The organism is Candidatus Kurthia intestinigallinarum, from assembly GCF_003991225.1.
Taxonomy (GTDB): domain Bacteria; phylum Bacillota; class Bacilli; order Bacillales_A; family Planococcaceae; genus Kurthia; species Kurthia populi.
In genome coordinates this window covers 44,230-53,874 of the sequence record NZ_JTFC01000001.1, presented here as the reverse complement: position 1 = coordinate 53,874, position 9,645 = coordinate 44,230, and the positions used below count along the sequence as shown (strand labels likewise).

General features: G+C 42.7%; 9 protein-coding genes and 1 rRNA gene. All 10 read right to left on the bottom strand.

What is annotated here, in order from left to right; all coding sequences use genetic code 11:
• Positions 1–192: ribosomal RNA gene (locus QI30_RS00275) — 16S ribosomal RNA — on the bottom strand; the annotation flags it as partial.
• Between the two features lie 558 nt (positions 193–750).
• The gene (gene lysS / locus QI30_RS00270; RefSeq protein WP_370323565.1) at positions 751–2,232 is read right to left on the bottom strand and encodes a lysine--tRNA ligase; all 1,482 of its coding nucleotides are present in this window, start codon (positions 2,230–2,232) and stop codon (positions 751–753) included.
• Positions 2,233–2,451: 219 nt separating this feature from the next.
• The gene (gene folK, locus QI30_RS00265; RefSeq protein ID WP_126988966.1) at positions 2,452–2,940 is read right to left on the bottom strand and encodes a 2-amino-4-hydroxy-6-hydroxymethyldihydropteridine diphosphokinase; all 489 of its coding nucleotides are present in this window, start codon (positions 2,938–2,940) and stop codon (positions 2,452–2,454) included.
• Positions 2,940–3,305 (bottom strand): dihydroneopterin aldolase, encoded by a 366-nt coding sequence (gene folB / locus QI30_RS00260; protein ID WP_126988965.1) that lies wholly within the window; start codon positions 3,303–3,305, stop codon positions 2,940–2,942. The genes folK and folB overlap by 1 nt, the downstream gene beginning before the upstream one ends.
• Positions 3,306–3,316: 11 nt before the next feature.
• Entirely contained in the window at positions 3,317–4,144 is an 828-nt protein-coding gene (gene folP / locus QI30_RS00255; RefSeq protein WP_126988964.1) for a dihydropteroate synthase, read from the bottom strand.
• A 2-nt stretch (positions 4,145–4,146) separates the two neighbouring features.
• A complete protein-coding gene (gene pabC / locus QI30_RS00250) occupies positions 4,147–4,971 on the bottom strand; it encodes an aminodeoxychorismate lyase (RefSeq protein ID WP_126988963.1) in 825 nt (274 codons plus the stop codon).
• Positions 4,972–5,550 carry an aminodeoxychorismate/anthranilate synthase component II gene (pabA, locus tag QI30_RS00245; RefSeq protein ID WP_126988962.1) on the bottom strand — a complete coding sequence of 193 codons (579 nt, stop codon included), beginning with the start codon at positions 5,548–5,550 and terminating at the stop codon, positions 4,972–4,974.
• Between the two features lie 4 nt (positions 5,551–5,554).
• Positions 5,555–6,946 carry an anthranilate synthase component I family protein gene (locus tag QI30_RS00240; RefSeq protein WP_126988961.1) on the bottom strand — a complete coding sequence of 464 codons (1,392 nt, stop codon included), beginning with the start codon at positions 6,944–6,946 and terminating at the stop codon, positions 5,555–5,557.
• A gap of 137 nt (positions 6,947–7,083) precedes the next feature.
• Complete coding sequence (gene cysK, locus QI30_RS00235) at positions 7,084–8,022, bottom strand: cysteine synthase A (protein ID WP_126988960.1); 939 nt, start codon at positions 8,020–8,022, stop codon at positions 7,084–7,086.
• A gap of 133 nt (positions 8,023–8,155) precedes the next feature.
• On the bottom strand, positions 8,156–9,631 hold the full coding sequence (locus tag QI30_RS00230) for an aldehyde dehydrogenase family protein (RefSeq protein WP_126988969.1): 1,476 nt from the start codon (positions 9,629–9,631) through the stop codon (positions 8,156–8,158).
• Positions 9,632–9,645 lie beyond the last annotated feature (14 nt).

The window sequence follows — 9,645 nt, the reverse complement described above, 5'->3', positions numbered from 1 at the left end:
GAGGCTAAAAGAATTATCCGGTATTAGCTCCGGTTTCCCGAAGTTATCCCAGTCTACAGGGCAGGTTGCCCACGTGTTACTCACCCGTCCGCCGCTAAATCAGAGAAGCAAGCTTCTCGTCATTCGCTCGACTTGCATGTATTAGGCACGCCGCCAGCGTTCGTCCTGAGCCAGGATCAAACTCTCCATAAAAAGTGTTTGAAAGCTCATTTGCTTTGCTAGCGTTATCTTGCTCGATAACATTTTTTTCGATTCAATTGAACCGAATTTATTGTGATTACATCTTGCTTGTTCAGTTTTCAAGGTTCATTTCGTTGTCAGTAAGTTTCCTTAGCGACTTAATTATTCTAACATAACTCATTTTCGATGTCAAGAACTTTTTTCAAATTCTTTTTTCGAATTTTTTATCGTTTTGTTAGCGTCACCTCTTAGCGACTTAAATATTATATCAAGTAGAGAACTTAATGTCAACAACTTTTTAAAAATATTTAAATGCTTTATTTCAGCAACTTTATTAGTATACAGCTGCTAACGAAGTTTTTCAAGTATGAATACCTCGTTGATGACAAATACTATTCTAATGTAATTTTGCAGTTATTACAAGACTTAAATTGAACTATTATTACTCTCATAAGAACGTCTTTCGCTATTTCAAGTTCTCTCATTTTAAACATCCTTATAAAATCACTGTTTTTAAACAAAAAGAAAAGGAGCTAGCATAAATCTAGCTCCTTTTTCTACTATTATTAATTAGCGTTGGCGCATTAATGGGAATAATAATACGTCACGAATTGATTGTGCATTTGTTAATAACATGATCATACGGTCAATACCAATACCTAGACCACCTGTTGGCGGCATACCATACTCTAAAGCTTCTAAGAAGTCTTCATCCATATCATGCGCTTCATCATTACCTTGTTCTTTTTCTACCATTTGCGCTTCGAAGCGTTCGCGTTGGTCGATTGGATCATTAAGTTCTGTGAATGCATTTGCATGTTCACGACGTACGATGAATAATTCGAAACGGTCAGTGAAACGAGGATCTTCAGGGTTTTTCTTAGCTAATGGAGAGATTTCCACTGGGTGACCATAGACAAATGTAGGTTGTACTAATGTTTCTTCTACTTTTTGTTCGAAGAATTCATTAATAATGTGACCAACTTCCATTGTATCTTTGATATCAATGTGGTGTTCTTTCGCAAGAGCTTGTGCTTCTTCTTTCGTCATTTCTTGGAAGAAGTCAACGCCTGTAGCTTCTTTAACTGCATCTACCATGTGTAGACGTTTCCAGCCTTTAGATAAATCGATTACGTCGTCGCCGTATTGTAATTGAGTTGTACCAATTACTTCTTGTGCTACGTGTACGAATAAATCTTCTGTTAAGTCCATGATATCGTTGTAGTCTGCATATGCTTCATATAACTCAAGAAGTGTAAACTCTGGGTTGTGACGAGTTGATACACCTTCGTTACGGAATACGCGGCCGATTTCATACACTTTTTCCATACCACCAACGATTAAACGTTTTAAGTATAGTTCGATTGCGATACGCATATACATTTGTGCATCTAAGGCATTGTGGTGTGTCACGAATGGACGTGCTGCTGCACCACCTGCTACTGCATTTAGCATCGGTGTTTCTACTTCTAAGAAACCTTTTGTATTTAAGAACGAACGAATTGCGCTAATAATTTGTGTACGAGTCACAAATGTTTTCATGCTATCATCACTTGTAATTAAATCTAAGTAGCGTTGACGGTAACGTTGCTCAACATCTTGTAAACCGTGGAATTTCTCTGGTAATGGGCGTAAACCTTTAGAAAGGAACGTAAATTCAGTAACTTTAACTGTTAATTCACCTACATGTGTTTTGAATAGGTTCCCTTTTACACCGACGATATCGCCAAGATCGGCTTTTTTCACGATTTCATAAGGATCTTCACCGATTGCATCTTTACGTACGTAAATTTGAATTTGTCCACCGAAGTCTTTGATGTTTGCGAAAGTTACTTTACCTTTACGACGTTTCGTCATGATACGACCTGCTAGTACTACTTCTACAGGGTTTTCTTCGAATTCTTCTTGCGTTGTGTCAGCGTATTGAGCGCGTAAGTCACTTGTTAAGTGCGTACGGTCAAAACGGTGACCGAAAGGATCGATGCCTTGTGAACGGATTTCATCCATTTTGTCGCGTCGAACCTGTTGTTGGTCATTAATTTCTTCTGCCACGATTATTTCACTCCTTAGTATTGTTACAAAAACAGTCCATAATGGATTAATTGTACACAAAAATGCGTGCTAATTCACTACTTCTGCTTAAATTATTTGAAAATCTACCCTTCTATAATAGCAGAAATGAACGAAGTCGCCACTAATTCCTCTACAGCTTACGTCCATTCCACTGTGTTTAAAGGCGCTCTTATGCAAAAGTACACGCTCTGAATTTTTTTAGAATGAGCGATAAATACGTACGCCACCATCGCCAATTTCTTGTAGATGTTCACTAATCGTACGTTTTGTTGTTGGCAATGCAATGGCTTTATCTAATTCCATTAATGGTACGAGCACAAACGCACGCTCATGCATACGTGGATGCGGTACGCTTAATGTATCGGTTTCAATTACTTCATCATTAAATAATAAAATATCTAAATCAATCGTACGTGGCCCCCAGCGAATGATACGCACACGCTTTAATTCCTGCTCAATTTTCTGGCACACTTCGAGTAAGGGCTGTGCGGCGAGTGTCGTTTCAATTTTTACGACAATATTCAAAAACACATCCTGCTCCTCATAGCCAACGGGGTCCGTATCATATATAGAAGAAACTGCTAACACACGGATGCCTTCATGTTCATTTAAAAGCGCAACGGCATGGCGTAGTGCCTCCTCTTTATCGCCCATATTGGACCCTAGTGAAATATAAGCTTCATTCATTAAAAGTCACCTCGTGTAATTTCCACAGCGACCTCGCGGTAATGTCCACGAATCGGTGGATCTGGCTTAATGACTTCAACACGAATGCCTTTCACTGCTGTTGGATACGCCTCACGAACCGCTTTTGCGATGTGCTCTGCTACCGCTTCAATTAATTGATACGGCTTGCCTTCAACGATTTTTTGGCAAATCTCAAATACCTCCGCATAGCTTACCGTATCGGTTAAATCATCCGTTTCCCCTGCATGCTGTAAATCAACCGCAATCGCAAGTGTCACACGAAAGCGCTGACCAAGTACAGTCTCCTGCTCAAGCACACCATGGTAGCCGTAAAATTCCATATCCTTAATATGAATATAATCCATTTGTTTTCCTCCTATTTCAGTGCATCCATCATTTTCATCATGCGTGCAATCGGCTTCACATCATGCACACGTACCATATGACAGCCCTTGTCTACGCCATAACAGCATGTAGCAGCTGTTCCTTCCATTCGCTCGTCCTTCGGTAAATCAAGTACATCACCAATGACGCGCTTACGCGATGTCGCCAACAGAACGGGATAGCCCATATCACTTAGCTCTGGTAGACAACGCATGATTTCTAAATCCTGCGCGCGTGTTTTCGCAAAGCCTACACCTGGGTCGAGCCAAATATGCTCATCAGGAACACCAGCATTTTTCGCAATCGTAATGCTTCGCTCGATATCAGCTTTTGCAGACGCCCAGAAGTTATCGCCGTAATCGGTATTAACACGATTATGCATTAAAATAATTGGGACATGCAGTTCTGCTGCCACATCCGCGATTTTCGGGTCATGCTGTGCCCCCCAAATATCATTAATAATATGCACACCCGCTTCAACTGCTGCGCGTGCTACCTCAGATTTGAATGTATCGACGGATAATAACACATCAACTTCACTACGAATCGCACGGATGACCGGTAAAATTCGTGCCATTTCCTCCTCAGCAGAAATTGGTGTATGCCCTGGGCGTGTAGACTCGCCACCAATATCGATAATTTTTGCGCCATCTGCGACCATTTGCTTCGCATGGGCAACGGCTGTTTCGACCGTATTAAATTGACCACCGTCAGAAAATGAATCCGGGGTCACGTTTAAAATACCCATCACAAAGGTTTCATGTTGAAAATCTAATGTATGTCCAGCTATCTCGACTGGCTTATAATGCTCTAAATTCACCGTTAAGACTCCTTTATCGTTTCAATATAACGTGCATGCAGTGCCTGATAGACCGCACCATCACGTCCCGCAAATTGCTTATCACCTACTGCACGAATCGGAATCAATTCCTGAATCGACGTCGTAATAAAGCATTCATCTGCTCGTAGCATATCCTCTTTTGTAAATGTACCTTCTATCACCGGGGCAAGTGTCATGACATGTGCACGCGTAATTCCTGGTAAAATACCTGTTGATAGTGCCGGTGTATAAATGATACCATCCGTTACCCAAAAGATATTCGACGTAATGCCCTCTGCTACATAGCCCTGATCATTTAAAAAGAAGCCTTCAAGCGATGCTAATGAAGGTATTTCAAAGCGAGCTACGATATTATTCGCATAATGATGTGACTTAAAACGGGTATGTTGCTCCGGCGAATTACGCACCGTATCTAGCCACACTGCATTTTTTTCCGTACCACGAGGCGGCAGCTCAAGCGGCTTGCGAAAAACGATGACAGTTGGCTCGTCGTAAGTCGTCTTCGCAAGACCAATGCCCGCTTCACCGGCTGACACATTTATACGGAAATAACCATCATCACCGCCATTACGCACATTTAATTCCATTATAACATCGTGTAACTCCTGCTCTGTATACGGCAATTGAATATGATAGACACTAAGCGCCTCCTGCATTCGTGTAAAATGTTCATGCCATAAAAAAGGCTTGCTATCATAAGTTCGCAGTGTTTCAAAAACACCTAGACCATACAAATAGCCATGATCAAACGGTGAAATGCGTAAATCCTCTGCCTTTACATACATACCATTATGAAAACACCACATTTATCCGACCTCCACATATGCATCAATAAAGTTTTGGAGCAGCTGCTTGCCACTTTCGGTCATGATCGACTCGGGGTGGAACTGTACCCCTTCGACTGCAAGCGCCTTATGTCGTAGCCCCATGATTTCCCCCTCTGCTGTCCATGCCGTAATTTCTAGACAATCTGGTAGGGTCTTGCGGTCTACAATTAGCGAATGATAGCGCGTCGCCAAATATGGATTTGCGAGTTGCTGATGGACGCCGGTATTGTTATGAAGAATTGGTGAAGTTTTACCGTGCATTAAACGCGTTGCGCGCACGACATCGCCGCCAAATACTTGCGCAATGGCTTGATGCCCCAAGCACACACCAAAAATCGGAATCCGTCCCGCAAAGTGACGAATCACCTCGAGGCTAATGCCCGCATCATCTGGTGTACGTGGTCCTGGTGAAATAACAATCATTTCTGGCGCTAGCGCCTCAATGTCTTGAAGTGTCAGTTGGTCATTGCGTACAACACGAAGCTCCTGACCAAGCTCGCCAAAATACTGTACTAAGTTATACGTAAATGAATCATAATTATCAATCATTAAAATCATCGTGCTACGCCTCCGCCATCTGTTTTGCCTGCCACATTGCCTTCGCCTTATTAAGCGATTCGATATATTCACGCTCTGGTACCGAGTCAATGACAATGCCTGCACCTGCTTGAATATATGCCGTATTATGCTGAATATACGCAGTGCGAATAACGATATTTAAATCAAAATCGCCATTGAAGCCAAGCCAGCCAATCGAGCCGGTATACAGACCACGGCGTACGGGCTCCAGTTCTTCAATAATTTCCATCGTACGAATTTTCGGTGCACCCGTAATCGTTCCTCCTGGGAATACGGCTCGAATCATATCTGCATTCGTTTGGTCTTTGCGTGCTGTACCTCGTACATTCGATACAATATGCTGCACATGGGAATATTTTTCGATAACCATAAATTCATCGACATGGACGGAGCCATATGCTGCTACACGCCCTAAATCATTGCGCTCTAAATCTACAAGCATCACATGTTCTGCACGTTCTTTTTCATTGTCGATTAATTCCTTCGCTAAGGCTAAATCCTCCGCATCATTTGCACCGCGTGGACGTGTGCCAGCAATCGGACGCGTCGATAAAGCGTCGCCCTTTTTCTCAATTAAGAGTTCCGGAGAGCCAGATGCTACCGCAAACGTAGGTGCCGCGATATAGGACATATATGGTGATGGATTAAATGTACGTAGCGCCTCGTATACATCAATTGGTGGGACATCAAGGGTTTCCTCCTGGCGCACCGATAAATTGACCTGAAAAACGTCACCTGCCGCGATATAGTCCTGAATTTTTGTCACAGCTGCTTCAAACTGCGCGCCTGACATTGATTTTAAACGACGTACATCCATCGCTACCGGTAAGGCGTCTGTTTGATTGAATTTTCGCATAGTAAGCCCTACAGTCGCTGCCGCTTCGTAGTCTCTTGCCGCCTGCTCGACATCGATAGAGCTACTTTCTAGCTTCATCATACGTGCGGTATTTGTTGCGACATCTAATACTGCCCAGTGATCAACAACATAAAAGAAAATATCCGGTACCTGTAAGTCATCTTCAGCAATCGTCGGTATTTTTTCGATTTGACGTACATAATCATACGTAATAAACCCAATTGCCCCGCCATAAAAATAATCATGCGGGCAATCAGTGCGATACTGCATAACAAAATCTTCCGCAAGCTGTAGTGCCTCACCGTATTGTTGCTCTACGCGACCATCACGCCACGTAATTTTGATACCACCTTCAATTGCTTCCACAATAGCGAGTGGATTCCATGCGGCAATGGATTGCTTTCCACCTCGGCCACTCTCTAAAAAAAGATGATGTGCTAGATGCGCTGTTTGCTGCTTATAGCCGTAAAAAAAGGCATCTGGTGTTAATGAAAAAGTGTTTGACTGTACAATGTTCACGTCTCGCTACCTCCAACATGTTCTCTGTCTTTTTTCTTACCTACGTGCATCATATAACATAAGTTGTGCTCTGGGACACTTTTTTCCATTAAAAAAAGGAACCGCGTAAAAACGCGATTCCTCTTGCTTCAAACGAATTAATCGTCGAAGTGATATAAAGGAGTTGATAGGTAACGTTCACCGTTAGAAGCAAGTACTGCTACAACGTTTTTGCCTTTACCTAATTTTTTAGCTGTTTCAACAGCAGCCCAAATCGCAGCACCTGAAGAAATACCACCTAAGATACCTTCTTCTTTTGCTACTTTACGAGATGTTTCGAATGCATCGTCATTTTCTACACCGATTACTACATCATATACTTCTGTATCTAGCGTAGCTGGTACGAAACCTGCACCGATACCTTGGATTTTGTGAGGACCTGGTTTACCGCCTTCAAGAACTGGCGAATCTTTTGGTTCAACAGCGATGATTTCAACGTCAGAGAAGTTTTCTTTTAACGCTTTACCAACGCCTGATACTGTACCACCAGTACCAACACCCGCGATGAATGCATCTACTTGAAGATCAGCTTCTTTGAATGCTTTTACGATTTCTTGACCAGTTGTTTCGTAGTGCATTACTGCGTTCACTGGGTTTTCGAATTGTTGTGGTAAGAACCAACCGTTTTCTTTAGATAGTTCTTCCGCTTTCGCGATTGCACCTTTCATACCGTCCGCACCTGGAGTTAAAATTAATTCAGCACCGTAAGCGCGTAATAGGTTACGACGTTCTAGAGACATTGTATCAGGCATTACGATGACTGATTTATATCCTTTTGCTGCAGCGATCATCGCAAGACCGATACCTGTGTTACCTGATGTTGGTTCGATTAATGTGCTACCTTCTTTTAGGATGCCATCTTTTTCTGCTTTTTCTACCATTGCTAATGCTAAACGGTCTTTTACAGAAGAACCTGGGTTCATATACTCTAATTTCACGTATACGTTTGCATCGTTCGGGCCTGTAGCGTGATTTAATTTTACTAATGGTGTGTTACCAACTAAGTCAGCAACAGAATTTGCGATTTGGTATGTCATAATGTTTTCCACTCCTAATTCCTAGTAATTTTATATGTTTTAAGTTTACTCTCACCGTTTCCGAATGTCAACGAAAAAACACACAATATTTTTTAGAATATTGTGTGTTTTTACATAATTCACTTTTTGTATATTACTCTGCCGGGAACCAGCCGTTTGGTTCGACAGATAAACGGATATTAATTTGCTTCACTTCTTGGAATTCTTCAAGGCTGTACTTGCCTAAGCTACGACCAATCCCAGATTGCTTGTAGCCACCCCAAGGAGCTTCTACATATGTTGGATGGTAATCATTCACCCATGTAATCCCAGCGCGTACTTTTTTAATGACGCGCAGCGCCTTCGCACCGTCACCCGAGAACACGCCCCCTGCAAGGCCATAATCGGTATCATTTGCGAGACGAATTGCTTCTTCCTCTGTTGAGAATTTTTGAATCGTCACGACCGGTCCAAAAATCTCCTCTCGTACAATACGCATCTCTGGCGTACAATCTGCAAACACTGTTGGCTCTATAAAGAATCCTTTATCAAGATTATTATCGACAACACGCTTCCCGCCTGCAACAAGACGCGCGCCTTCTGATTTACCAATCTCAATATAGTCTAAAATACGATTCAACTGTTTCTCACTAACGATTGCACCCATATTCGATGTAGGATCTAACCCTGGTCCTACTTTGATCAACTGCGCACGCTCTGCAAAGCGCTCTACATAGCGGTCATAGATACTTTCCTCTACTAGGATGCGGCTCCCTGCTGAGCACACTTGTCCTGAGCCAAAGAAAATACCAAATAAACCATAATCAACCGCCGTTTCTAAATCGGCATCCGCAAAAACGATATTTGGCGATTTACCACCTAGTTCAAGCGAAATCTTTTTCAAATTACCAGCAGCGGCTTTCATAATTTCACGGCCAACTGCTGTACTTCCTGTGAATGACACCATGTCCACCTCATGGCTTTCTGAAATTGTCTGACCGACCGTTGGACCGTCGCCGACAACCATATTTACCACACCGTGTGGGACACCCGCTTCTTCAAAAATCTCAAATAAACGCTGTGCATTCATTGGTGTTACCTCTGAAGGCTTATATACAATGGCGTTCCCTGCTGCTAACGCTGGTGCAAGTTTCCATACAGACATTAAAATTGGGAAATTCCACGGTACGATTAAACCCGTCACGCCAACTGGCTCCTTCACGACCATCGCTTGTACGTTGTCCGGCACGTGATAGGTTTCGCCATCTGGGTGCATAATAATGCCCGCGTAATAACGGAAGCATGTCGCCGCATCAGCTACATCAAATTCGGCTTCGGCTAAGATTTTACCATTATCGATTGTCTCTGCTTTTGCGAGTTCTTCTGCTTCAGCTTCGATTAAATCAGCAATTTTCAACAGGACAGCTGCGCGCTCATGCGTTGTTGCGTCAGCCCATACACCACTATCAAATGCCTGACGTGCGGCATCAATTGCACGCTCCGTATCCTCTTTTGTTGAAAAGGCAATTTTCCCAATCACTTCACCTGTCGCTGGATTAATAACATCTTCCACGCGGTCTGATGAAGGCGCCTGCCATTCACCATTAATATAGTTTTTTAATGTTTTCACTGCTTGCGTTGCTT